Genomic DNA, 24,797 nt, shown 5'->3' with positions numbered 1-24,797 from the left:
ACGCTAATCGTTTATTTCGGATGACGTGTGCGCATTAGCCTGACGATCGGCTCGTTGGTTTGGGGATTAAAGTAGCGGCTCGGCCAGATGGTTTCGACGGGTACGCCAATGGCTTTGCTTATTATCAGTTCCCCTTTCGCCCATGGGCGTATCAGCGCATTGGCAAGAGTTGTGGAACTTAATCCTGCTGCGCGTGATTCGGCAGCCAGTGAAGTGCCTTTTTTATGCAGTGCGGCGATGATATCGGCTTTGTGCCAGTCTGATTGAAAAGGTAGGAAGGTGGGGCTGTGTGAAAGTGTCATTTACATCTCCTTGTAGTGATAACGACTACCACCGGAGCTGCGAAACTCTTTTGGTGGTAGCCCAGACAGGGTTCGCAGTACCGGCCTACAAGGACACCGGCCAGCCCGAAGGCTGCCCTGCCTGAGCCACCATTGAAGTTGGTGTGTACAGTTTTTGAACTGTGCATCCAACAGGTGCGCGGAGACATTGACACTCAATGCATAACATCAAGTGAATCCTTATAGTTTTTCCAGGCTGCGAAACCCGGCTGCGGATTTTGCCGCAGCGGCGCTGACTATAACGTAAATCGGAAATGTTAACCAACCCACTAACAGACGGAATGCGAGCTGTTTTCCAAAGAATTTTATGGGTTACATAAGTTGCAGACTATTCACGCACTCCCTCTAACCCTTGATGATTTTCTTACGGCAGAGTTTTCTGTAATGAACGGCAATTTCAGTCTTAAAGATGCAGACATATAACAAAAAGTTTAATTTTATTATGCGTGTAGGTTCATATAATTCGTTAACAAATTCACAACAGGTTAACGCAATGAAAATCTTAGCAGCTTCAATTCTCTCCCTGATTAGCATCAGTGCACTTGCAGCACCAGAAGGAACACTGAGTGTTCACATTCTCAATCAACAGACTGGTTTGCCTTCCCAGGGCGTAGTCGTGGAACTGGACAAACAAGAGAGTTCTTCCTGGAAGCATCTTGCGACTTCAAAAACGGATACCGGTGGCAGAATCAAATCACTTTTCCCGACGAATGGTGATATGGAACCAGGCATCTATAAAGTGACCTTTAAAGTGGGGGATTATTTCAAGGCAAATAATCAGGGAACATTCTTCCCATCAGTTCCTGTGATTTTCAACGTCACCAGTACGAATCAAAAGCTCCATATCCCTTTGTTGTTGAGTCAATACGGTTACTCAACTTACCGGGGTAGTTAAGAGCAATCATCGTTAATTGTTTCTGAGTTTATAGATGGCCACTGGCATTTGCTGGTGGCTTTTTGTTTTATGGGAAGGGTAAACAGCACAAATCACAGATACAAAAAAGCCCGCAAGGCTTACGCTGTGCGGGCTTTCAGGACTTCATATCAGGCTCTGGTGACCATCAACAAAGAATTTTGGTGGAGCTGGGGGGAGTTGAACCCCCGTCCGAAATTACTACGCCGTCGGTACTACATGCTTAGTCTATCTTTACATTCGCCGGGCAACTGCGGGTAGACACGCCATTACCAAACTATCCTGATTAGTTTTAGTGCTTCAACCCCAGGCAAGGTTTACACACGATCTCTTTTGGGTTTGACTTCTCTTGATCCCCGTCTTAAGAGCGGAAGCTAGGGAGAGAAGGCTCTAAGCAGGGTATTAAGCTGCTAGTGCGTAGTTTTCGTCGTTTGCGACTATTTTTTTGCGGCTTTTTACGAGGCAAACCGCCCCTCGGCATGCACCTTGGGTTTCGCGAATCCCGTCGAATCCAGAATCAGCCCCACAAGTGTTTTGTAAGTATAACAGAGTTGTAGCTCCACTGACTACCCCTCATCCCTGTTAACGCTCGCGCAGCGCTTCACGGGCGCGGTTAAACGGTTTAATCAGGTAATCGACGATGGTTTTTTGCCCGGTTTTGATGTCGACGGTGGCGACCATACCTGGCGAAATTGAAAAATGGTGTCCAGCTTTGTTCAGCAGGTAGTCCTGTTGGGTGCGTATAAATACCCGGTAGTAGACGATTTCAGGTTTAACTTTGTCCTGAATGGTGTCCGGGGAGATAGTCTCTACTTCACCTTCTAACCCGCCGTAAATGGCGTAATCATAGGCGGTGACTTTCACCAGCGCGCGCTGCCCTGGGTGGATAAACGCGATGTCGCGCGGCGAGAGGCGAGCCTCAATCAGTAGATGGTCATCAATCGGGACGATTTCCATCATTTCACCGTTGGGGGGGATAACGCCGCCGATGGTGGTCACCTGGATATTTTTTACGATGCCACGCATGGGGGCGCGCACTGTCATGCGGCTCACTGAATCCTCGCGGCCTTTGATAATTGCGGAAAGCATGTCTACTTCGGCGTTCGCTTTGGAAAGCTCTTCACGTGCCTGCACATAATATTGCGAGCGCAGGTCGGTGATTTTGAGTTGCAGGTCGCTTTTTTGCCGCTGGAGGCGCAGCACTTCAACGTTACTGGCGGCACCGCTTTTTGCCAGGCGCTGAGTTATCGCCAGCTCTTTGTTAACCGATACCAGCGCATCTTGTATATCCGCTGTAGAGTCATTGAGTTGTGCGCGGCGGCTTTTATACAGGCGCATTTCGGAAGCGGTGAGATCCGGCCAGGCTTTGAGTGAATCAGGGAAGACCAGCGGGAGATCGCTTACTTCCGCATTAAGCCGCACGCTGGAGGCAAGCGATGCGCGGTAACGTGCGGCACTTTCGCCAACGTTTGATTCTGAGCGTGTTGGGTCAAGCCGGGCAACAATTTGCCCTGCCTGAACTTTGTCGCCTTCATGCACTAATACTTCAGTGACAATACCGCCGTCGAGGGACTGGAGTATTTGTTCACGTGAACTAGGCACGACTTTCCCGGTACCGGTCGAAACCTCATCAAGTGTGCCAAACCACGCCCAGACGCCGAGCAAAATAAACAGTAAAACGCTGAGGATGATAATGCGGCTTGCCCCGGAAAACTCGCTTTCTCGCTGAATATCCGGGTCGTCAATGGCGGCATCACGCTGACTGATTTTCATTTTTCCACTCCCGTCCGTTTGCTTGCGCGGCGGCGCGGCTATTACTCAGAGCCTGCGCTTTTGGTGCATCCATCACCAGTTGTCCTTCCTTAAGTACCAGCACACGTTCCACCAGCTCCAGCATCGGTACACGGTGTGTGGCGACTATCAAAGTGCGATTACCGAGCCATTGCCCCAGGCGCTGAATAAATTCGCGTTCGGTATGATCGTCAAGCGAAGCTGTGGGCTCATCGAGCAGCACAATATTGGGTGAGCGTAATAACATGCGGGCCAACAGGATAGACTGACGCTGGCCGCCTGAAAGCCCGGTTCCGCCTTCCATAATGGCGTGGTCGAGCCCTTTTGGCAGATGCTTTACAAAGTTGCCTGCGCCGCTAATTTCAAGCACTTCGAAGATGGCTTCATCGCTGGCATGCGGTGCGCCCAGGGTAAGGTTTTCACGCAGCGTGCCGTAAAACAGTCGAGCGTTCTGGCTCAGGAAACCGATGTTGCGCCTTAAATCAGCCATATCAATTTGCGTCATGCTCAGATTGTCGAGGCGCACGTCACCGCTGACTAAATCGACCCCGCCAGCTAAAGCCTGCAAGAGTGTGGATTTGCCTGCGCCGTTGCGCCCCAGCACCGCCACTCTTTCACCTTGCTGGATCTCTAAACGAGTGATGCGTAAAGGAATGCGTTGGTCGTCGCTATGGTAGCGAAACTGCGCGTTTTCAAACAGATAATGGCCGTGAAAGATGTCCTGGTGCACGAGGCTTTCGTCGCGCTGAGTTTCCACAGGCAACTGCATAATACTGTCCAGCCCTTGCTTCGCCGCTTTGACTTGTTGCCAGCGGGCCAGCACGCCACACAGGTTTGCCATCGGCGCAATCATGCGCGATGCAAGCATAGAGGCGGCAACCATTGCGCCGGTTGTCATATCACCTTCAATGACCAGTGGCGCCCCAAACAAAATTACTGCCGCATACACCAGGCTTTGAATGGTTATTCCCCAGCTAATCAATCCTTGTGACAGTTGGCGGGTGCGCAGACCGGATTCCGCCGTAATGCGGATGTAGCTGTTCCACTGCTGCAAAAAGCGGTTTTCCGCCTGCATGAGCTTAATATCTTCCAGCCCTTGCACGCTCTCGACCAACACCGCATTGCGTAAGGTCGATTCATGCGCCGACTGGTTGGCAAGCATAGCCAACTTTTTTTGCAGCAGAATACCTGGCAGCACCATCAAGACCGCGGCGACCGGGGCTATCCATGCCAACTGTGGCGCGATGATCGCAAGAACGATGATAAACATGAAAAAGAACGGTAAGTCGACGATCGTTGAGATCGTCGATGATGTGATCATTTCGCGGATCTGTTCTAGCTCGCGAAGCTGAGAAATAAAGCTGCCGGTAGAGCGGGGAACCGCGCTGTTACGCAGGCGCAGCGCATGGCTGAAAACGCGGTCGGAAACGCGCATATCTGCACGCTTGCCGAGGACATCCATAATATGGCCACGCGCCACGCGCAGCAAAAAACCAAATACCACCGCCAGCATCACGCCGGACGCAAGCACATAAAGGGTGGGATATGATTGCGCCGGGATCACCCGATCGTAGACTTGCATCGAGAAAATAATGCCGGAAAGTGACAACACATTGACGAGGAACGCCGCGAACATCACCGGGCCGTAGGGCCGCCAATCCTGCATCACCAGCTGTTTTAGCCAGTCCGGGCTAAAGCGCGAGATATACGCATCTACACGGCTATCTTTAAGCGCTGAAAGTGGGCGCAGAGCAGCAACAAAGCGGATTTCTGGCAGGAGTTCACTGAGTGCTACACGGTTGGTCTGGCGTTCATTATCAATCACGCAGATATCAACGGTATCCTCACCGTCAAAATGTTCGATAACCGCCAGTTGCCCATTTTTTAAGTCGACAATAACGGGCAGTCGCCATTGTGCAATTGCGAGTTCAGGAGCGCTCAATAGGTGAAATGAAAGCCCGGCCTGGCGCGATAACTGTGTCAGGGCCGAAAGCAGGCCCTTATCTTTAAACCACGGCGCGTTAGCCTGAATAGTGCCTGGCGAACATACGACGCGATAGTGTGCAGCAACATGGCTGATAGCATGCGCCCAGTTGCTCAGTGCTTGTTCGGTAAGTTGTTCATCAACCGGTGGGGGTATGTTGCTCATGGCTGGATCTCCAGTGACTGGATGGTGCGATGTTCCAGACCAAATGCATTGCGCAACCGGCCGCTGTTATACAGGCAGTTGAGCTGCAATTGATGAAGTTGACTGAGTGTTTGTTGCTGAGCGAAACGCGCCTGGAAGACTTCCTGTTCGGCGTTGAGCACATCTAACAGTGGGCGTGAGCCTAAACCGAGATATTGCTGTTGGTACAACTCGCGCGTCTGCGCACTTAACTCTTCCTGGCGTTGTAAAACCTGAATTGCCCCCATCAGGCCAAGAGCCTGGCTACGCGACTCCATGAGCTTCTGGCGAATATCAAGGCGTGTACGCTGAACGCCGGATTGCGCCGCTTCAACCGCATGGCTTGCGGCATTGCGGCGTGCGGTCAAACCGCCACCCTGATAAAGCGGCATTTCGACTTTGATAAACGCAGAGTATTGGGTGCGATCCAACACTTCATGGCTGGCGTATTTATCGTTCAGATAGTGCTGAACCTGAGGCTCCAGCGAGATAGTCGGTGTCATCTGCGCATTGGCGTAATCGAGGTTAGCCTGTGCAACACTTGCCTGTGCCCAGGACGCCAGAACGGCGGGCACCAGGCGGTCGTCCGGTTTGGCAACATCACAGCTTTTGCCAAGTTTGTCGGGGAATTCGTTGCTGATACCGTTGAGGTTATTCCACCCCAGCCAACTCATTAATGTGGCCTGAGAGCTGTCGAGGTTAGCCTGATATTGAATCAGCTGTGAACGTGCGGACTCAATACGTGCATTGGTTTGCACCACGTCTGACATTGACGTGGCGCCTTCATCGTTACGCTGCTGGGTCAAATGGCCGATCGCACTCAAGGCATCTAACTGTTCTTTAGCAATGTCCACCATCTGCTGCCACATCTGCACCTGAACCATTGCGACGGAGGTATCGTGGCCGACGTTATCAATACTGACCAGTACGTTGGCTTGCTCCTGGGCAACACCTGCGCTTTCAGCGCGCACCTGGCTTGAGACTTTGCCGAAGTCATAGAGCATCTGGGAAATGGACAACACTAATGACGGGCTAAAACCGCTGTCTGTGTAACTGTTGCTATAGCCGTTGTTCATACCCGCGCTGATTTGTGGATAGTATTTCGATTTTGCGACGTTGACTTGTTCAGACTGGCCTGCGAGTTTGCCGATGGCTTCGTGAATACTCGGGTGCCAGGTAACAGCACGGTTTACCGCATCGTTTAGGGTGAGAGTGCCGGGCGCGGGGGCGTTTAGCGGCAGTGAAGAAGAGCCGTCAAGTGCAGGGAGTTCTTGTTGTTCGGCAAGTCCCTGCGTGGAAATGAACTGTGGAGTGTCATCGGCATACGTCTGGGCTACACACAGGCTGCATGCCAGCCATAACGCGACCGGCTGTAATCTTCCCATATTTTATCCCTATAAAATGTTTAATGTCGGGTGGCGGCTTGCGCCTATCCGACCACCTAATCGGTGTTGTTGGGGGGATAAGCGCCAGCGCCATCCACCGATTATGTTTTTGTTTCCCCGGGCATCTTTGCGCCCGGGGATTTTGTGCTGACTATCAGGTAACAATATGGTTTTGCTGTACCAGTTCATCGAGCGTGGTATGCGTGTTCTCCAGGGTGACAAGTGTGGTGGCGTGGTAGGTTGCGCCGGTGCCGTCGCGGTCAATGGAAATAACGGTGTTATTACCGCTGGTGGTGACGGTCAGATAGTTGGCGATGTTTGATGTTGCAGGGTTCCAGCCCACCAGCAGGTCGTGGATGTTTATCTGGTCGCCCTGCGCCAGCGTGAAGTTGCTCCAGGTATCTGCGCCGTTGCCGCCTGTGGCATCCGCGCTGTTTAGCAGGTGATAAACCAGCGTGTCGCCGTAGGCCGAGCCGTTAATCACATCGCTTTGCGCGGTGCTGACAAACTGCGGGTTCATGTTGATGGTCAATGTGGCGCTGTCGGTATGGCCGTTCTGGTCGTTCAGGGAGTAATTAAATGTCTCCTTCGATGTAATTGCCGCAGGCGAAATCCCAGCGTTCAGCGTGTAGGTGTACGAGCCGTCAATGCCCATCACCAGCGTGCCGTAATGCCCCTGAATCGTAGCGGTAGAGCTGCTGTTGGTCAGCGGATCAAGTGTGGTGGTGACGCCGTTGTATCCGGTAATGCTCATCAGCGTGTGAACGCTGCCCAACTGATCTACTGCACCAGAGGCATCAGTACCGTCGTAGATATTGCCGTGAACGGTGCTGCCAGCCAGCGTTGAGTAGCTGTCCAGATCGAGAGCGATGCCGGTGATCGTTGGTGTGACGGTGATGCCGCCAGCCGCCAGTGGTCCCATGTTGCCGGTGTAGCTCAACGTGTAGGTGCCGGAGTGGAGATCCAACCCGCTGAGATCGATGTTCGCCGTGCCTCCCAACAGGATGCTGCCGTTAAACGAACCGGATCTCACCACCGTGCCTGAACCATCTGTGATAGACCAGTTGACCGACAGCCCGCCCAGCGCCAACAGCGAGGCGACGGCAAAGTGCAGCACCGGGTTGTGCAGGACGGTATTGGTATCCACCACAAAAGTACCGCTGCCGTTGCCATGCGTAGTTGCCAGCAGCGCTGCATTCCACTGCGCCTGGCCGAGGGTGGTATCCGAATAAACCGCCGTATTTTGCGCCGTATTTACCGCCATTAACGCGCTGGTATCGTTAACCGCATCTACCGCGTGTGGCGTTGCGGTGATATTCAGCGATGCGGTGCCGGTATCGCCGTTTGGCGCGGTCACGGTATAAACGAAGCTATCCGGCGTTTTGATGCTATCCGCGCCCACACCCGCATTCAGCTTATAGGTGTAGTTGCCGTTGGCATCAATGGTCAGCACGCCGTATTCGCCGTTGATGGTTGTCGTCCCTGTGGCGGCGACGGAAACGCCGTTTACCTGGGTGATGTGGCTATTTACTGGAACGACATCATCCAGCATGACGTTACCTGTCGTCGTGGCGCTCTCGCTTTCAACGGTATAGGTATGATCTTGCAGGATATTGAGCGTATAGCCCGTCAGCACCGACACGCCGCTGGCGTTATTGAGCAGGAACAGATATTCGCCGCCCGGCAGCGTTAACGTTAATTGCCCTGAAGTCCCGCCCAGCAACGGCGCGGTAAGCCAGGTTTTTTGTACCTTATACTGCTCAAACTGCTGGGTTATATCGTTGAACTTATAAATGTAGAGATCAAAAGTGGACAGTAGCGCCACCCCGCCAACACTCGCCTGTAGTGTCATGGTGCGTGTCGAGCCTTCATCGACATTAAAGATTATCGGGTTGGACATGTTGGCGAGCAGATTCGCGCTCAACACATTGCCCACGCCAACGCTAAGCACGGACAAACCACTTTGCGACGAAGCGCCGTGGTTCACCGCTTCAACATCTGTGCTGTATGCCAACGACGCCGTGTTATCCGTGGCGGTCACCGTGCTGGCTGGCGTTGGATTACCCAGCGTTACAACCAGTTGAGCCGAAGCGGTCGTGCCGTTGTAAGTGATGGTGTAGGTGAAGTTTTCGGTGTGTCCAATCACCGAGGCCGACGTGTTGGTTAAGGTGTAGGTATAGCTGCCGTTCTGATTAATATGCAGCGTGCCGTATTGCCCCTGGATATCCGCGCCGCCTGCTCCAACCGCCGTAATTGCGCCCTGTGCGTTAGTCACTGAGGTGACGACTGTTCCCACAGGCGCGGTGTCCTGGCCGCTGTTCGGGTCGATATCGGTAATCACGTTACCTGGATGCGTCGTCCCGCCAGTGATTGTTCCCCCGCTGACTTGCTCGACGCTCACATCAAGATTGGTCAGTGAACCGGTTGCCAGCAAGCTGGTGTTGTAACTCACCACGCGGTAGGTGCCTTCTCCCAGACCGGTGATGTTCATCGTCACGCCGCTGGCCCCCAGCGTGAGCAGGTTCGCAAACTGCGGTGACGATGAGTCAATAACCGTACTCCAGCTATTTGTTCCAGCATCATATTTCTGAACGGCGACTTCCAGCGTGTTGAGCAGAGTAAGCACAATGCCCGTCGCTGCGGCTTCAATCGTGATATTCCCGGTTCCGCCAGCGGCAATTGTAAACCCAACCTGTGCGGTGTCGTTGCCGAGGACGGACAACGTGTTGCCCAATGCGCCGACCAATAGAGTGCCGTAGTCACTGTAATGAACCGGTGGCGTAACGGTTGCGGTGCTGTTGAGCGCCAGATTGATGACGTTATCGTCTGCGGCAAGCGGCAGAATCGGTGCGGTTGCGTTGACGGATGGCGAGACGTTGCCCGCCGCATCGGTGGCTTTAACGGTGAGCACTTCGCCGCCAATTTCGCGAGTGGGCAGGGTTGCGCTGTAGGTTCCGCTGCCATTGGCGGTTACTGTTACCGTTGCGCCGCCAGGCAGAGTAATTGTCACTGTGCTGTTGGCTTCGGCGGAGCCGCTGATGGTGAAGCCATCGGCGCTGATGGTTGCCGTTGGAGTGAGTGGCGCAATGGTATCAACGATGACCGTCGCCACTACTGACGGGCTGCCGGTGCCATTCACGTTGGTAGCTGTCGCGGTAAAGTTGTGCGTTCCTTCGCTGAGTGCGCTTGGGGCGTAAGTCCAGATGCCGCCAGCTCCCGCAACCGTAGTGCCCATCAACACGCCGTTGTTATAGACGTTGACGGTCGCGCCGATATCCGCGGTGCCGTTAATCGTTGGCGTGTTGTCGTTGGTGCTTAGCCCGTTCGCCACGGTTCCGGTTACAGGAGCCGTATCATCCACAACGCTGGTGATGACCGGCACACCTGGAAGCGCGGTTGATGGTGCGGTAAATCCTGCGGAAAGCCCCTGGTTACCTGCGCTGTCCGTGGCGTAGGCGAGCAGCGCCTGGGAGTTGGTTTGCGCAGGCGTTATTGTCGCGCTGAAAATGCCTGTACCGTCAGCCGTTGCAGTGCCGAGAACTGTTCCGGTGCTGGTGGTAATCGTCACGGTGCTGCCCGCTTCGGCTGTCCCCGTGACGGTTGTCCCGGTTGCGTTTACCGTCATTCCGGTCGGTAATGCTGGTGGTGTGGTGTCCACCAAAATCGCCGCAGCCAGAGAAGGGGCGCTGGTATTGCCCGCCAGATCTGTTGCGGTAACGGTGAATGAGTGGCTGCCCTCTGGCAGAGGCACGGTTGGGGTGTAAGTCCAGGCACCTGTGCCGCTGGCGGTAACGTTGGTCACAAATGTGCCGTTGTCATAAATAGCCACGGTCGAGCCCGCTTCTGCCGTGCCGTTAAGCGTTGGCAGGGTATCGTTAGTCGCCTGGTTATTGGCGACCGGGCCGGTGACGGTTCCAGTATCGTCAACAATCGACGTGATAACCGGCTGCGTTGGCGCGGTGGTATCTACCGTAATGGCAAAGCCGGTGGATGCGGTGCTGGCGTTACCCGCTGCGTCCGTTGCAGTAATGGTGAACGTATGCAGGCCAGTGGTAAGTGGGGTGGTTGGCGTGAATGTCCAGTTGCCGCCCGCAGGAACTGTCACGGTGCCAATTTGTGTCGCCCCGTCAAAGATGGCGACGTTGCTGCCCGCTTCGGCAGTGCCGTTCAGCGTTGGGCGGGCATCGTTGGTGACCTGTCCGTTGTTCAGCGGGTTGTTAAATACCCCGCCGGCAACGTCGTCAACCACTGACGTCAGCACTGGCGTGTTTGGCGTTCCAGTGTCGATAGTCAGTGTGAAACTGCCTGATACAGCCCCAAGGTTGCCTGCCGCATCGGTAGAGGTGGCAGTGAAAACATGAACGAGATCCGGCAGTGGATTCGTCGGTGTAAAGCTCCATGTGCCGGTTGCTGTGGCGGTTGTGGTGCCAAGGAAGATTCCGTTATCGTAAATCTTGACCGTGGAATTAGCTTCCGCCGTTCCGCTCAATGTCGGTTTGTTGTCGTTAGTGGATTGCCCACTGACCAATGGCCCAGTGACCGGGCCAACATCATCAAAAGCCTGAATAACAATCGGTGCGGTAGGAGCCGCTGTATCAATAACGATATTGAATGCAGCAGATGGTGGGCTGACATTGCCTGCGGAGTTGGTGGCAGTGACCGTTAAGGTGTGGTTTCCGTTACCTAATGGTGCCCCTGCTGGTGGTGTGAAGCTCCATGCGCCTCCTGTTGCAACTGCGGTGCCAATTAACGTGCCGTTGTCGTAGATATTGACCGTCGACCCCGCTTCCGCTGTTCCGCTAATCAATGGACGTGTGTCGTCCGTAACTTGCCCGCTGGTTAAATTACCGGTAGCTGAACCCACGTCGTCAGCAACAGTAGTTATGGCTGGCGCGACAGGCGTAGAGGTATCGACCAGCACGTTAAAGCCAGCAGATGGCGCACTAATATTCCCTGCTGCATCCGTGGCTGTGACGGTCAGATTATGCGGGCCGCTACTCAGTGCAGTCTGCGGTGTAAAGCTCCAGTTTCCACCGGCACCAACAGTTGCCGTGCCAAGTGCCGTGTTGCCATCGTAAACGGTGATGGTAGAACCGACTTCGCCTGAACCGGTTATCGCTGGTCGCGTTTCATTAGTCGGCTGCCCACTAGTGATTGGCCCAATATTCGGTGCGGTGTTGTCAGTCACGGTCAAAATGACTGGCGCGATTGGTGCGACAGAATCCACCTGTACAACGAATGGCGACGACGGATTACTGATGTTGCCCGCAGCGTCGGTAGCGGTAACGGTCAAAGTATTACTGCCCTGAAGCAGTGGTGCATTAGGGACTAATGACCATGCGCCAGTGCCATCTGCCTGGACGGTGCCGACGGCGTTTGTCCCATCGTACAGGGTGATGGTGGCATTGGCCTCGCTGGTGCCGCTGATGGTGGGGAGGGTGTCTTTGGTCAACTGACCGTTGGTTAATGTCAGGTCAGTGCCCGGCTGCGTTTGGTCATCCACAACCAGCGTAATGGCTGGGACGACGGGCGCGATAGTATCGACAACGGCATTAAATGTGGTTGCCGGGCTGACATTACCTGCTGAATCGGTGGCAGTAATAGTCAGGGTATGGCTGCCATTCGTTAGCGGTGGGGTCGGGGTATAAGTCCAGTTACCCGTGCCATCAACCGTGGCTGTGCCGATGACCGTGCCGTTGTCGCGGATGGTTACGGTGGAATTTGCCTCCGCCGTGCCGGTAAAGGTCGGCGTGCTGTCATTGGTCGGTACGCCGGACACCACCGGGCCTGGTGTGCCTGCGTCATCTGTCACCGTCGTGATGACTGGCGCAGTTGTGACGGTATCAACATTGACTGTGAAACCGGCAGAAGGGACACTTACGTTTCCGGCGGCATCTGTTGAGGTGACGGTTATTGGATGCAAGCCGTTAGTCAGATCGTTTGACGGCGTAAACGTCCATGTGCCGCCAGCACCGACTACAGCGGTGCCGATTGAAGCGCCGTTATCAAGGATCGTGATAGTTGAACCGGCTTCGCCCGATCCGGTGATAGTTGGGCGCGGATCGTTAGTCGCCTGGCCGCTAGTGACGTTGCCCGTTATTGGGGCCACATCGTCAGTGACGGAGGTGATTTCCGGGATCGTCGGCGCGGCGGTGTCGATGTTAAGCGTAAAGCCTGGCGACCGACCGCTGGTCTGATCGTCCGTGGTTGTCTGGATCACTTCGAAGGTATGTGGCCCGTCGCTCAATGCCTCGTTGGGGGTAAAGCTCCAGTTCCCGGTGGCATCAGCGATAGCTTCACTAAACTCTTCTCCATCCAGGTAGATAGTCACCAGGGCACCGTTCGCCGCCGTTCCGTGGATCGTCGGCTGGTTATCGTTGGTGCTTTGCCCTGACAACAGATCGCTTGTTCCTGGTTGTACATCGTCCACCACTTGGGTAATAACCGGTGGCTGCGGCAGGCCAGAGTTGGAAGCGGTAAAGTCGGTTTCCAGGCTTTGGTTACCCGCTGGATCCTGCGCAATGGCGGAGAGCTGCAGGCCGCTGGTTTGTGCCGGAGAAACGGTTACGGTAAATGCTCCTGTTGTGCCATCGGCAAGTCCTCTGCCGATTTCGACACCACCCGCATCTCTGATAATCACCGTGCAGCCAGGTTCGGCAGTCCCGCTCACCAGCGTACCCGTTGGATCTGGCGCATTAACCTGCGGCGGATTTGGCGCAACCGTATCAATATGTAAAAGAATGGGATTCGGTGATGCCACCGTGTTCCCGACAGCATCGGTAGCGCTAAAGGTAAACGCATGATCGCTTACGCCTGTTGGGAGCGCGGTCGTTGGCGTGATGGTCCAGGTGCCATCCGCCTTGACGATTGCAGTACCAATCGGCGTAGTTCCGCCATTGTCGTAAACAGACACGGTGCTGCCAACGGTGCCTGTGCCGTTGAATGTCGGCGTTGTGTCGTCGGTGTAACTGCCATTCACCAACGGTGTTTGAATCACACCGACATTATCAACAACTTCTGTCACAACCGGGGCGGCGAGCGGCGTGGTGTAAACCGTCAACGTAAAGTTGGCTGAAGGATCGCTGACGTTACCCGCAGCATCGGTGGCTTTTGCCGTAATTGTCTGCGCACCGTCAAGCAGTGTTGTTGTGGTGATCGCCCATGTTCCACCAGATACCGTTGCAGTCCCGATAACTGTGCTACCGCTATACAACGTAATGGTATCGCCATTTACGCCAGTGCCATGGAATGTCGGCGTGTTGTCATCGGTGGTACTTCCTGTTCCCAGCGGCAACTGCACTGCGCCGACGTTATCATCTGCGGAGGTAATGGTTGGCGCATCGGGTAGGGTGGTGTCCAGGGTGAAAGCCACCGCGCCGGATTTCGGACTGGTGTTACCGGCCAGGTCGGTTTCAGTCACGCTAATAGAATGAGCTGGCCCGCTGATTGGCGTAGTGGGTGTAAAGCTCCAGCTCCCATCTGCTCTCACAACGGTGGTGCCGATTGGCGAGTTTTTATCCAGTATTGTAATGGTATCGCCAGCCGTGCCGCCTGTTCCGGAGATGGTCGGCGTGGTGTCGTTGGTGCTGCCGTTATTGCTGATTGCGCCCAGCACCGGAGCCTGGTCATCGGTAACTGTTGGGATGCCCGGTGCGGTTGGAGCAAGAGAATCAACGGTCAGGACAAATCCGGCAGACGGCAGGCCGACGTTACCCGCAGGGTCTGTCGCTACGGCGGTTAGCGTATGGTCGCCTTCGCCAAGCGTTGGGGTAAATGTCCAGGTTCCACCCGCGGGAACCTTCACCGTGCCAATCGGCGTGGTACCGCCGTTATCATAAATAGTGATTGTGGCCCCGACCTCGCCAGTACCGGTGAGTGTTGGGCTGCCGCTTTGTGTGCTGCCGCCGCTGGTTAGTGTGGCGGTATTTCCACCGACTTCACCTTCTGCGGAAAGGATAAACGGCGCGTCAGGCGGTGTTGTATCCACCGTCAGGTTATAAGTGGCGGCAGGACTTGCGTTACCGGCCGCATCGGTGGCGATAGCATTAAGCGTATGCGGCCCTTCGCTCAATGGCTGGGCAGGTGTGATGCTCCAGGTGCCATCGCTGCCCACAACGACGCTACCGACAGGCGTTGTTCCATCATACAAGGTGACCGTTGAACCCACATCTGCGGTGCCGTTAACCTGAGGTTTAGTGTCATCTGTAGCGCTATTTTGTGCCACTGGTACGGTAACCGTGCCGATGTTGTCCTGAACCGAAGTAATGACGGGAGTGGCGGGGGGCGCGATATCAACGGTGATGGTGAATCCGGCTGATGGAGTCGTGATATTACCCGCCGCATCTTCGGCAACGACAGTGAAAGTGTGACCACCAACGGGCAGCGGACTTGTTGGGGTAAAACTCCAGGTGCCGGACGAGTCTATCGTCAGCGTGGTGAGTGTTGTTGTGCCATCCAGAAGCGTGAGGACTGAACCGGGTTCGCCAGTGCCGTGAATGGTCGGGGTTTGATCGTTTGTCGAGCCGTTGTTCTGGACTGGGCCGGTAATCGGGCTTGCGTCGTCGTTAACCAGCGTGATGGCTGGAGCCTGCGGTGCAATCGTGTCAACAACCACACTGAACGAGGCGGACGGGCTGGTGTTATTGGCGGCGTCGGTCGCGGTAGCCGTCAGGTTGTGCAAGCCCTGGCCAAGAACCGTTGTTGGAGTATAGCTCCAGACCCCGCCAGCCCCCACAATTGTGCTGCCCAGGAATACGCCGTTGTCATAAATTTTTACCGTCGAGCCTTCTTCGGCAGTGCCCTGAATTTCTGGTTTGCTGTCGTTGGTGGTCTGGCCGTTGGTCAAATCGCCCGTATGAGCGGTAACATCATCAATGACATGAGTGATAACAGGTACTAATGGTGCTGTTGTATCTGGGGCGTCAACAGGTGCTTTAGGCCCGAGGTTACCCGCGTTATCTGTTGCTGAAACGCCGAGTATTTCACCGTTGGTTTGTGGAGGGGTAATCGATACGATAAACGTACCGTCACCTCCCGCAGTACCACTTCCCAATTCAACATTGTTAGCATCGGTAACCTTAACGGTACTGCCTGGTTCGGCACTCCCGGTAACGACTGTCCCTTCTTCATTTACATGTAAATTTGTTGGGGCATCAGGTGCGGTGTGGTCTTGTGCCACGACGGTAGCACTTGGGCTGGTGTTATGAGCGGCATCAGCAGCAGTAACCAGCAGCGGTTGGCCGTTGAGTTGTGCAGGTGCGAGCGGAGTAACATCAAAGTCTCCGTTGACATCAGCCGTGCCCGTACCCAAAACCACGCCTTTACTGTCTGTGACGGTTACCGTGCTGCCTGGTTCAGCATTACCTGTGACATGTTCGCCATCGGCTGAAACCAATAAATTGGTTGGTGCGAGTGGAGCAGTGTGATCTTCTGCAACAACCGTGGCATTAGGACTTTTATTTCCAGCCGCGTCGGTTGCTGTAGCACCGAGCGTTTCTCCGTTAAGCTGCGGCGGATCAATGGTAACGCTAAATTTGCCATCATTGCCGGCTGTAGCACTACCAATAGGGTCACCGTTACTGTCAGTTATGGTGACTGTACTGCCAGCTTCTGCGCTACCGGTGACGATAGTGCCATCAGCCGAGACATCCAGACCATTTGGTGCTAGTGGCGCCTGGGTATCTACGACGACGGTAAACGCAGGGGATACGCCGCTGGTACCGCTGCTATTTGTCGCGGTTAAAGTAAAGACGTGTTGGCCATCGAGTATTGCTGGTGGTGTGTAATTCCAGTGGCCAGTTCCGTCAACTGTAGCGGTTCCGGAGAGAATGCCATTGTCATATATAGTTACGGTACTTCCTATTTCAGCCAAACCGCTTAACGTCGGGGTTTTATCATCGGTTGATTGCCCGTTGTTTAGCGTGCCAGTTATTGTTCCCGCATCGTCGGTAACGGTGTCCAGTTCAGGCACAGTTGGGAATTGAGAGTTAGAAGCAGTAAAAGGCGTATTAGGGCCTGCATTACCTGCAGCGTCCTGAATATGTGCGCTCAGTGATTCAGCGTGTGTCTGCGCAGGAGAAATATTGACAGTAAATTTGCCATCAGCGCCGACCAAAGCCGTACCCAGTAACTTATTACTGGCATCAAAAATAGTGATTGTGCTGCCCGATTCGGCATGCCCGCTAACCGTTGTCCCGTTCAGGCTAATGCTGTCGATAACTGCGGCTGTTGGTGGTGTGAGGTCAACCGTAAACGTTGGGCCGATGACGAGGGGGCTTTTATTGCCCGCAGCATCGCTTTGCTGCACTGTCAGTACATGCTCGCTTTCTGTCAGTGGCGTACCTGGGGTGAAACTCCATTTACCATCATTGCCTACCGTAACCTGACCAATCTGTGTTCCTTTGTCGAAGATCGTAATGGTGTCGCCCGCTTCCCCCGTACCGGTAAGCATGGGTTGGGCATCATTAGTCACGCCATTATTGGCGATGGGCCCCGTAATTGTGCCCACATCATCCAATAGCTCGGTAATGATCGGGATGCTCGGCGGGGTGTGATCGGGTGCTATGACGGAGCTTTGCCCACTGGTGTTGCCCGCAGGATCGGTAGCCGTCGCTTCCAGTGTTTCACCGTTGACCTGTGGTGGGTTGATGGTGACATTAAATTTGCCATCAGCACCGGTTATAGCACTGCCAATAGGATCTCCATTGCTATCGGTAATGGTGACGGTACTGCCAGCTTCGGCACTACCAGTGACATGCGAACCGTCGTCTGAAACAACCAGACCTGTTGGAGCTGTGGGGGCTGCTGTATCAACTGCAACGGTGAACCCAGACGAGGTTCCGCTGGTGCCACTGCTGTTGGTCGCGGTTAAGGTAAAGACGTGTTGGCCGTCAGGCAACGCAGTAGGAGTGAATGTCCAGTGCCCCGTGCCGTCAGCCGTTACACTTCCTATCGATATACCTTTGTCATAGATAGTGACTGTCGTTCCAGCTTCAGCCGTTCCGCTTAGCGTCGGAGTTTTATCGTCTGTAGCCTGGCCGTTTGTTAGGTTGCCGGTAATTGTTCCGGCATTGTCAGCCACGGTAGCAAGTACCGGTACGGTTGGAAAATTAGAGTTAGATGCATCAAAGTTGGTATCTGGCCCGACATTACCAGCGCGATCGTGAATGTTTGCGGTTAATGATTCACCGTGCGTCTGAGCAGGGGTGAGGATAATAGTAAAGCTGCCATTGGCACCCACTACTGAGGTTCCAAGCACAACGTTATTGGCACCTGTGATAGTAACTGTTGTTCCTGGCTCGGCAGTTCCCGTCACTTTGGTGCCATCCTCGCTCACATTAGTGATTTTGGCAGCATCAGGAGGGGTGTGGTCGACGATAAATGTCGGACTGGTCGTTGTTTTACTTACGTTACCTGCAGCATCGGTTTGAATCAGAGTGATGGTGTGACTGCCGTCAGCGAGCGGTTGGGAAGGTGTGAAACTCCATTTTCCATCACTGCCAACCATGATCTGAGCGATCTGAATACCGTTATCAAAGATGGTGACTTTGTCACCGGCCTCTCCGGTACCGTGGATTACTGGGGCTGTTTCATCGGTATATGTACCGCTAACAATGGACCCTTTGATGCTACCGACATCATCTTGTAGCTGATTGATTGCGGGAGCCTCGGGTGCAACGGTGTCGATGGTAACCGTGTAACTTGCCGAGTGAGTACTTTCACCTTTGGCATTGGTTGCCGTAACACTAAATGAATGAGAGCCATCAGATAGCGCGGTAGTTGGGGTATAGCTCCAGTTGCCGCTAACATCAACGACTGCGGTGCCAATTTCTTTGTCGCCATCATAAATATGAACGGTTGTTCCGGCCTGGCCAGTGCCCTGAAGCGTTGGGGTATTATCGTTAGTGGATTGAGTTTTCGGGACGGTGCCGAGTACTGGTGCGACGTCATCCACTACATTGGTGAGTGTAGGTGCATCCGGTAATGGAATATTAGGTGCAATGACCGTGGCATCAGGGCCAGTGTTTCCGGAGGGATCGGTAGCATGAGCTGTCAGATCTTCACCGCTGATTTGTGGTTTCTTTAGCGGGATAGTGAAAGTGCCATCGCTGCCAGCGGTCCCTTTTCCGATAATTTGACCATTGGGATCTGTGATTGTCACCGTGCTGCCGGGTTCCGCTTTGCCGGTGATCGTTTTACCGTCTGCTGAAACATTCAAATTTGTCGGCGCCGTAGGAGGCGTGGTATCACCTGTTGGAGGTGGTGGATTTGGTGTACCTGCTGAATTACCACCATTGTTCGAGTTATCACTGCCACCGCCGCCGCCGCCACCACCTGCGGCTAGCGCAATGCCCCCGGCAATGGCTACGCCACCTAAAACCCACGGCCAAATAGCTGCGCCGCCGTGGTTTTCTGCTCCAGTGGCAACCATCAGATCATCAATATTGTTGATATGCTCGAAGTGAAAAACTGAATCTGTATCCTGCACCCACCACAATGCGCCTTTGCTGTCTTCGAGCACCAGTTGGTTGCCACCTTGATCGGCATAAGCATAGAAATTTTTAACGGTAATGACTTCGCCGTCACGAAGAGTGATAACCATATCCTGGTTAGTTCGAGCGATGCTGGCGATATCAGAGCGTTCGGCTTTAAGTTCGACAATAGAAGGAGCTGTTAGCGTAATTTCAGAGGCTTCAACATTGTTCGTTACGCCAGTAAGTTTTGAGATGATTGATATTGAACGCATTGTTATCACTCCAGTCGGTGTGAACAGGGGTAGTCTTTAGAAATGCTTAATCTTGCGAATAATTTCCCCGGAACAAATTGTTATAGCAATCTCACGCATTTATAAAATTTAAAGCGAACGAATCCGGACATCAGAATATTGACGACTAACATTATTGATATGTGTTTACTTTCTACCGGAGTGTCACTTTATTTAAATGTAAAATTCATACTTTTGTATCATTTCTTTTCGGGGATAATGAAGATATAGACAGGAAAACATGAAAGCGCAAATTAAGGGACCCTAAGTAAATGTTTTAGAATCGGTTAATAAGAGAGTTTTTTAACGAGATGCCAATAATCCATGAGTTTTTGTTATAGTTAAAAATAGATGGTTACCGTGTTATCTGTTTGATTTTTATGTATTTATTCAAGTTATTGAAGGTTTTTCTGTCTATTTTTGAATGTCCCGTCATCAATAATATAATATCCATTGTATTTGGGTGGTTATTCTGGCGAGGGTAATTAATTGTTTTCTTTGGTGAAGTAAAAGATGTTAATGGGAATGGGTTTTTTATAATTTATATATAAAACAGAAAGGGAGAATATGAAATATATAATGAGGTTTTTTACTGAGTAGCACATTTCTAATAAGATGAAGAAATCTATTTTTAAAGATAATTACTTAACGAAACTAATTTAGCATTAAGAAGATGTATTTCAGATGAACTATTAATGAAGCATTAGCAAGGTTTAACAGTGCTGGCCCTTTGCAGCAAGGGCCAGTAAAGATTTCAGGAAGTTATAGACGTGCTTATCGACCTGCATGTTTCATAATGCGCGCTTTATCCACCGCCCATTCTTTGTCTTTCAGGTCATTACGCTTGTCGTGTTGTTTCTTACCTTTTGCAACGCCGATTTTCACTTTGCACCAGGCATTTTTCCAGTACATCGACAGCGCCACGACGGTATAACCATCTCGGTTAATACGGCCGTAAAGATTATCCAGTTCACGTTGGTTAAGCAGGAGTTTACGGGTACGCGTAGGGTCACAGACCACATGGCTTGATGCCACGTTTAACGGGGTAAAGTTTGCGCCAAACAGGAAGGCTTCGCCATCGATCAAAATGACGTAGCTGTCACCGATGTTGGCTTTCCCTGCACGTAGCGATTTTACTTCCCAGCCTTGTAGCACGAGACCCGCTTCAAACTCATCTTCGATAAAGTATTCATGGCGGGCGCGTTTGTTTTGCGCAATGGTGGCTGAACCTGGTTTGAATGCTTTTTTCTTTGTCATAGTGCTGCTCAGTATAAGTAATCCAGGAGTTCAAATACACCCCGCTTCGCTGCGAGGATGAAGGCATATCTTAGCACGGCTCTGGCCTAAGAGTTTTTCTTTGCGTGATGATAAATGTTATTATTTGCCCGTTTTGTGACTCTCAGGAAATGCTATGCCTCAGATTACCCGTACTGCGCTAGTGCCTTACAGCGCGGAGCAGATGTATCAATTAGTGAACGATGTGAAATCTTACCCAGATTTTTTACCGGGTTGCACTGGCAGCCGGGTGATTGATGCGTCGCATGATCAGATGACGGCAGCGGTCGATGTTTCTAAGGCTGGTATCAGCAAGACCTTCACTACGCGAAATACACTTACCAGCAATCAAAGCATTCTGATGCATCTTGTCGATGGGCCATTCAAGTCATTGATGGGGGGCTGGAAGTTTACGCCGCTGAGCGCCGAAGCATGCCGAATCGAGTTCCAGCTTGATTTTGAATTTACTAACAAACTGATCGAACTGGCGTTTGGCCGTATCTTCAAGGAACTTGCGGGGAATATGGTTCAGGCGTTTACCGTTCGCGCCAAAGAGGTCTACAGTGTCGCCTGAAATTAAGGTCGAAGTGGTTTACGCGCTACCGGAAAAGCAGTACTTGCTCAAGGTTCGACTGGCACAGGACAGCACTGTTGAACAGGCAATTGCCGCGTCGGGCATTCTCGAACTGCGCACCGATATCGATTTGGCAAAGAACAAAGTAGGAGTTTTTAGCCGACCGGTAAAACTCACCGATACGGTTAATGATGGTGACAGGGTGGAAATTTATCGACCTCTGCTCGCTGATCCGAAAGAACTCAGACGCCAGAGAGCTGAAAAAGCTGCTCAGAAGTAGCCAAAAAAAAGGTGCCGATTGGCACCTTTTTTATTGGTTATTCTTTTTCCAGCTTTGGCTTATTGTCGATGTTAGTCAACACACCGCTGCTGTTGAAGGTCAGCGTCAGCGTTTGCTGAGTGACATTTTCATGCCCCGGCTGCTGGCGGAAAACATAGAACCAGGTACTTGTACCGAATGGATCGGTCATCATTGGCGTACCCAGAGCATACGCAACTTGCTGTTGAGTCATGCCAGTACGAATCTTTGACACATCGTTTTGTGTCAGGTAGTTCCCCTGGTTAATGTCGGGGCGGTAAACCACTCGCTCCAGAGTGGAACAGCCTGCGGTCAGCATAAGAAGAACCGCTGCGGCAGCAGTCAGCGTTTTACAGCGCATAGTGATTTGATTCCTTTTCGGGCCCGAGCAGCACATGGCTCATTCATAATATGCCGATGATAATAAACCTTTACGCAGTTTAAAACATTAAGGCGCTTAACTCTGACCCTGGTTCGGCAAAAAAGTTGGCTTAAAACCTGCTCAATTAACAATATGCTAGCGGAATGCTTGTTTTTTGAACGATGCATATCATGCACTGCATAATGTGTATCGACAAGAGCCGTTAAGCTGCCAGTAACTCTTTTGCGTTCGCAAGTGTATTGCGTGTGACTTCGCTGCCACCGAGCAAACGAGCCAGCTCTTGCAGGCGTGAGCGCTTATCCAAAGGCTGCATATGAGTTTCCGTCATTTCACCATCGGTTTCTTTGCTGACAAAGAAGTGATGATGCCCACAGCCAGCAACTTGTGGCAGGTGGGTTACGCACATGACTTGCGTGGACTCACCCAACTGGCGGAGTAATTTGCCTACCACTGCTGCGGTTGGGCCGCTGATACCGACATCGACTTCATCGAAGATTAAGGCCGGAGTTTCCATTTTACGCGCGGTGATGACCTGAATGGCCAGAGCAATACGTGAAAGTTCACCACCGGAGGCTACTTTTGCCAGTGGTTGTAATGGTTGGCCAGGGTTAGTCGTTACACGGAAATCAATGCGGTCTGCACCTTCGGCGGTTAGGTGATTTTCATTAAACTCTACGTCGATAGCCAGTTTGCCGTGTGGCATTGATAGCGAATGCATGCTCTCGGTAATCAATTCGCAAAGTTCGGCTGCGTAATGTGCACGGCGTTGATGCAATTCATGCGCGATACTCAGTGCTTGCTGATGATGGAGAGTGACAGCTTGCATCAGTTCATCCTGAGAGCTGGCCTGCTCATCGAGTTGCTGCAACTCTTCTAGCAGTTGTTGGTGGAAAACCGGCAATTCTTCAGGTGCAATATGGTGCTTGCGCGCCAGAGAGATTTGCCTGGAGATCCGCTGCTCCAGCTCATACAAACGGTTTGGGTCCAGATCCAGTCGGTCGCAATAGTGGCGTAACTCATCGCTGGCTTCTGAAATCTGAATGTTGGCCTCTTCAAGCATATTCAATACGCCAGATAGTTTTGGGTCCATTCCGGCTAATTCTTCCATCAGATGGCGCACGGTATACAGTTGGCTTTGCAGATTGTTGTCTTCCCCATCTGCAAGAATTGCCAGCGCTTGTTGGCTGGTGGAAATCAGTTGCCCGCTGTTTGCCAACCTTTTGTACTCTTCATCGATTTGTTCGAATTCACCGGCGACAGGTGAGAATTCATTGAGTTCTTTTAGCTGGTAATTAAGCAGTTCAGTACGTGATGCGCGTTCCTGGGCAAGCTGCTGATACTGTGCAAGAGTTCGGCAGCTTTGATGCCATTCGCGGTAGCGTTCTGCCATTTGCTGCAAGAGGGCAGTTTCCCCGGCATAACCATCGAGCAGATTTTTTTGATGCTCAGGTTTCAACAAAAGTTGGTGCGCGTGCTGTCCGTGAATTTGAATCAGCATCTGGCCGAGATCACGCAGCTGCGAAAGGGGAACGGCAGTGCCATTAATAAAGCCGCGTGAACGACCATCACTGCTGATAACTCGACGCAACAAGCATTCACGTCCATCATCAAGCTGGTTTTCTTCCAGCCAGCGCAAAGCTGCGGGGGTATCTTTCAGGGAGAAGCGGGCACAGAGGTCGGCACGGCTGGCACCTCGGCGCACCATGTCTGCTTCAGCACGGCCGCCGAGGCACAACCCCAGGGCATCAATCGCAATAGATTTACCGGCACCTGTCTCACCGGTAATGGCGGTCATGCCGTGGTGAAAATCAATTTCCAGTTCACGAACGATTGCGAAGTTACTGATGGTGAGTTGTGCCAGCATAATAGCTTTCCTGTATGAAAAGACATGACTGTGTTTTCATACAGTATAAACTGGTTTTATATACAGTAAAGAGCCTGAGTGATTTTTTAGAACAATTTTTTCGACCAGCCGAGCTTTGAGCTTAATGTATTGAAATAATTGTAATCTTTTGGGTGTATTAGATTGAGGTGGTAATCGCAGCGGCGAATCAATACGTCCTCGCCTTCCTGTATAGGAAGAGCAATCTGGCTATCGCAACTGATTTCCAGATCACTACCCATGTGTGAAAAACGTAGGCGAATAGTGCTGCTACTGTTGATGACCAGCGGGCGAGCAGACAGCGTGTGTGGGAACATTGGCACAAGCGTGATGGCATCAAGCGATGGAGTCAGAATTGGCCCGCCAGCAGAGAGCGAATAGGCCGTCGAACCTGTTGGCGTAGAGATGATTAGCCCGTCAGAACGTTGTGAGAAAGCAAAGATCTCATCGATATAGACTTCGAATTCAATCATGTGCGCCACTTTGCCGGGATGCAGAACGACTTCGTTGATGGCTGTGCTAAGGCGCGTTGGAGTATCTTGTTGGCAAACCTGGGCTTCAAGCAAGAAACGACGTTCTGCGATGTAATGCCCCTCAAGAACATCCGCCAGTTGTTGCTGAGCATTATCCGGATCAAGGTCGGTTAGAAAACCCAGGTTGCCACGGTTGATGCCAATAACTTTAATATCATAGCGAGCAAGAACGCGAGCTGCGCCAAGCATATTGCCATCACCACCAACCACAACGGCGAGATCGGCCTGCTGACCAATTTCTGCCAATGTGCCGGTTTTCACGTTCTTGAGGTTAAGTTCCTGGGCAATTTGCGACTCGACAATGACATCGTAGCCTTTGGTGCATAGCCAGCGATACAGCATTTCATGCGTGGTGAGGGCTGTGGGGTGACGAGGGTGCCCGACAATACCAATGCAGTTGAAATGTTTGTTCATTATGCCGATGGTCCTTATACGCAAAGATGCAGTCATTTATGACAATATGTCACGTTCCCTTGAATCCAGGAAACTGATC

Annotated in this window: 12 protein-coding genes and 1 other RNA gene; 3 read left to right on the top strand and 10 right to left on the bottom strand. The window is 52.4% G+C overall.

Annotated features, from left to right (window positions below):
• Positions 1 to 11 precede the first annotated feature (11 nt).
• Positions 12 to 302, bottom strand: coding sequence for a helix-turn-helix domain-containing protein (locus IX31_RS08650; RefSeq protein ID WP_051880639.1), 291 nt, complete (start codon positions 300 to 302; stop codon positions 12 to 14).
• A gap of 532 nt (positions 303 to 834) precedes the next feature.
• Here IX31_RS08650 and uraH point away from each other — a divergent pair.
• Positions 835 to 1,236 carry a hydroxyisourate hydrolase gene (gene uraH / locus IX31_RS08645; protein ID WP_034457340.1) on the top strand — a complete coding sequence of 134 codons (402 nt, stop codon included), beginning with the start codon at positions 835 to 837 and terminating at the stop codon, positions 1,234 to 1,236.
• A gap of 180 nt (positions 1,237 to 1,416) precedes the next feature.
• On the opposite strand, the gene ssrA is transcribed toward uraH, so the two are convergent.
• The 6 genes from ssrA to smpB all read right to left on the bottom strand — a co-directional run bounded on the left by ssrA (position 1,417) and on the right by smpB (position 20,617).
• Positions 1,417 to 1,779, bottom strand: a transfer-messenger RNA (tmRNA) gene (ssrA, locus tag IX31_RS22290).
• Between the two features lie 57 nt (positions 1,780 to 1,836).
• Entirely contained in the window at positions 1,837 to 3,000 is a 1,164-nt protein-coding gene (locus tag IX31_RS08640; protein ID WP_122974029.1) for an HlyD family type I secretion periplasmic adaptor subunit, read from the bottom strand.
• 7 nt (positions 3,001 to 3,007) lie between these two features.
• Positions 3,008 to 5,194 carry a type I secretion system permease/ATPase gene (locus tag IX31_RS08635; protein WP_034457338.1) on the bottom strand — a complete coding sequence of 729 codons (2,187 nt, stop codon included), beginning with the start codon at positions 5,192 to 5,194 and terminating at the stop codon, positions 3,008 to 3,010.
• Positions 5,191 to 6,597: a TolC family outer membrane protein gene (locus tag IX31_RS08630; protein WP_034457337.1), complete on the bottom strand. Its 1,407-nt coding sequence runs from the start codon at positions 6,595 to 6,597 to the stop codon at positions 5,191 to 5,193. The genes IX31_RS08635 and IX31_RS08630 overlap by 4 nt, the downstream gene beginning before the upstream one ends.
• Positions 6,598 to 6,751: 154 nt before the next feature.
• Positions 6,752 to 19,342 (bottom strand): BapA/Bap/LapF family large adhesin, encoded by a 12,591-nt coding sequence (locus tag IX31_RS08625; RefSeq protein ID WP_034457336.1) that lies wholly within the window; start codon positions 19,340 to 19,342, stop codon positions 6,752 to 6,754.
• 792 nt (positions 19,343 to 20,134) lie between these two features.
• Positions 20,135 to 20,617 carry an SsrA-binding protein SmpB gene (gene smpB, locus IX31_RS08620; protein WP_034457335.1) on the bottom strand — a complete coding sequence of 161 codons (483 nt, stop codon included), beginning with the start codon at positions 20,615 to 20,617 and terminating at the stop codon, positions 20,135 to 20,137.
• A 154-nt stretch (positions 20,618 to 20,771) separates the two neighbouring features.
• Here smpB and IX31_RS08615 point away from each other — a divergent pair, with 154 nt between their 5' ends.
• Positions 20,772 to 21,209, top strand: a complete 438-nt coding sequence (locus IX31_RS08615; protein ID WP_034457334.1) for a type II toxin-antitoxin system RatA family toxin — start codon at positions 20,772 to 20,774, stop codon at positions 21,207 to 21,209.
• Positions 21,199 to 21,489: an RnfH family protein gene (locus IX31_RS08610; RefSeq protein WP_034457333.1), complete on the top strand. Its 291-nt coding sequence runs from the start codon at positions 21,199 to 21,201 to the stop codon at positions 21,487 to 21,489. The genes IX31_RS08615 and IX31_RS08610 overlap by 11 nt, the downstream gene beginning before the upstream one ends.
• Positions 21,490 to 21,526: 37 nt before the next feature.
• Here the strand turns inward: IX31_RS08610 and bamE are convergent, their stop codons facing one another.
• The 3 genes from bamE to nadK form a co-directional block, all read right to left on the bottom strand.
• Positions 21,527 to 21,868 carry an outer membrane protein assembly factor BamE gene (gene bamE, locus IX31_RS08605; protein WP_034457332.1) on the bottom strand — a complete coding sequence of 114 codons (342 nt, stop codon included), beginning with the start codon at positions 21,866 to 21,868 and terminating at the stop codon, positions 21,527 to 21,529.
• A 223-nt stretch (positions 21,869 to 22,091) separates the two neighbouring features.
• On the bottom strand, positions 22,092 to 23,753 hold the full coding sequence (recN, locus tag IX31_RS08600; RefSeq protein ID WP_034457330.1) for a DNA repair protein RecN: 1,662 nt from the start codon (positions 23,751 to 23,753) through the stop codon (positions 22,092 to 22,094).
• 86 nt (positions 23,754 to 23,839) lie between these two features.
• Entirely contained in the window at positions 23,840 to 24,718 is an 879-nt protein-coding gene (nadK, locus tag IX31_RS08595; protein WP_034457328.1) for an NAD(+) kinase, read from the bottom strand.
• Between the last annotated feature and the right edge of the window lie 79 nt (positions 24,719 to 24,797).

The organism is Buttiauxella noackiae (assembly GCF_000737905.1).
GTDB lineage: Bacteria > Pseudomonadota > Gammaproteobacteria > Enterobacterales > Enterobacteriaceae > Buttiauxella > Buttiauxella noackiae.
Note: the sequence above shows the minus strand (reverse complement) of the source record. Positions and strands in the feature narration are given on the sequence as shown.

Coding starts and splice junctions, on each gene's coding strand:
- IX31_RS08650 (WP_051880639.1), bottom strand. CDS start 302: ATGACACTTTCACACAGCCCCACCTTCCTACCTTTTCAATCAGACTGG.
- uraH (WP_034457340.1), top strand. CDS start 835: ATGAAAATCTTAGCAGCTTCAATTCTCTCCCTGATTAGCATCAGTGCA.
- IX31_RS08635 (WP_034457338.1), bottom strand. CDS start 5,194: ATGAGCAACATACCCCCACCGGTTGATGAACAACTTACCGAACAAGCA.
- IX31_RS08630 (WP_034457337.1), bottom strand. CDS start 6,597: ATGGGAAGATTACAGCCGGTCGCGTTATGGCTGGCATGCAGCCTGTGT.
- IX31_RS08625 (WP_034457336.1), bottom strand. CDS start 19,342: ATGCGTTCAATATCAATCATCTCAAAACTTACTGGCGTAACGAACAAT.
- smpB (WP_034457335.1), bottom strand. CDS start 20,617: ATGACAAAGAAAAAAGCATTCAAACCAGGTTCAGCCACCATTGCGCAA.
- IX31_RS08615 (WP_034457334.1), top strand. CDS start 20,772: ATGCCTCAGATTACCCGTACTGCGCTAGTGCCTTACAGCGCGGAGCAG.
- bamE (WP_034457332.1), bottom strand. CDS start 21,868: ATGCGCTGTAAAACGCTGACTGCTGCCGCAGCGGTTCTTCTTATGCTG.
- recN (WP_034457330.1), bottom strand. CDS start 23,753: ATGCTGGCACAACTCACCATCAGTAACTTCGCAATCGTTCGTGAACTG.
- nadK (WP_034457328.1), bottom strand. CDS start 24,718: ATGAACAAACATTTCAACTGCATTGGTATTGTCGGGCACCCTCGTCAC.